Genomic DNA, 271 nt, shown 5'->3' with positions numbered 1-271 from the left:
CTACCTGTTCTGCCGCGAAGCGCAGTTCGACGACCATGGTGTACGCGCCACGCTGGTCACGCCGCAGGGCGAGCATCACCTGCGCAGTACGCTGCTTGGTCGTTTCAACCTGAGTAACGTGCTGGCCGCAGTCGGCGCCTTGCTCGGTCTGGATTACGCCCTCGACGAAATTCTCAAAGTGCTGCCGAAGCTCGAAGGCCCGGCCGGGCGCATGCAGCGTCTGGGTGGTGGTACGCAGCCGCTGGTGGTGGTCGATTACGCCCATACGCCC

The 271-nt window shown here is 64.2% G+C and carries 1 pseudogene; it reads left to right on the top strand.

Going from position 1 to position 271, the window contains the following annotated elements:
- Nucleotides 1-271 (top strand): annotated as a pseudogene (locus tag AAEY83_RS15270) (Mur ligase family protein); the annotation flags it as partial.

It is taken from the genome of Psychrobacter sp. TB20-MNA-CIBAN-0197 (assembly GCF_040309765.1).
In the GTDB taxonomy this organism is placed as follows: Bacteria; Pseudomonadota; Gammaproteobacteria; order Pseudomonadales; family Moraxellaceae; genus Psychrobacter; species Psychrobacter submarinus.
The sequence above is the reverse complement of the archived record's forward strand: the minus strand, read 5'-3'. Positions and strand labels throughout refer to the sequence as shown.